At 44.9% G+C, this 909-nt stretch carries 1 pseudogene; it reads right to left on the bottom strand.

Going from position 1 to position 909, the window contains the following annotated elements:
- Positions 1-909, bottom strand: a pseudogene (locus WA352_RS21705) (hypothetical protein); the annotation flags it as partial.

The following is a 909-nucleotide window of genomic DNA, read 5'->3' as shown; positions in this document are numbered from 1 at the left end:
ACTGCCATTCACCGCATCAGTCGAAGTGGCATTCACATCACCTTTGGCGACATTGGTGATCTTTTGATTGCCTGCACTAATTCCGTTCTTGCTAATACTTGGACTATTCGCGATCGCATTGCCACTACCATCTACAAAGCTAAGACCATTGCTATTGATCAATGTGCCTGCTGCGTTGACACTATCGACTTTCAGATCTTTGCTTAAACTAAAATCAATGGTGGTGGTGCCTTTGCCATCATTCACCGCAGTCGATTTAAGATTGCTTTCACCTGTGGCTAAGCCGATATCGACCGTATCTGTCGGCTTCACTTGTGTCGCAGCTAAGTTACTGTCTGATTTTACATTCCAGCCCTTGTTGGCATTCTGTGCAACATCACTGACTGACTTTAACTGTTCCTCGGTCGCGGCTTGTTTACTGTTATAAGTTGCGTTCGGGTCCCATGTGGTATTGGTCAAGCCATTGATTCGACCTGTCACACCATTCACCGTTACAGGGTTGCTACCTGCGCCTGATCCAATCGTGACTTGATTGGCTAAACGGATATCCACATTATTGCCTTGGTTGCTGATCACAAGGTTACTGTCTGCATTAGAAATATCTACAGTACCGTCAGGTGCAACATTGCTCTTGCTGGCCGCATTCTTATTGGTGGTGAGGTTCCAACCCTTATTGGCAATTTGCTGAACTTCATTCAATTGACTGCCATTCACCGCATCAGTCGAACTCGCATTTACATCACCTTTGGCCACGTTGGTGATCTTTTGATTACCTGCACTAATTCCGTTCTTGCTAATACTTGGGCTATTTGCGATTGCATTGCCACTACCATCCACAAAGCTAAGACCATTACTATTGATCAATGTTCCTGCTGCATTGACACTATTCACTGCCAAGTCTTTTGATAA

Origin of the sequence: Acinetobacter sp. 102, assembly GCF_037028485.1 — a bacterium.
Lineage (GTDB): Bacteria > Pseudomonadota > Gammaproteobacteria > Pseudomonadales > Moraxellaceae > Acinetobacter > Acinetobacter higginsii.
This window is presented reverse-complemented; position numbering and strand designations above follow the sequence as displayed.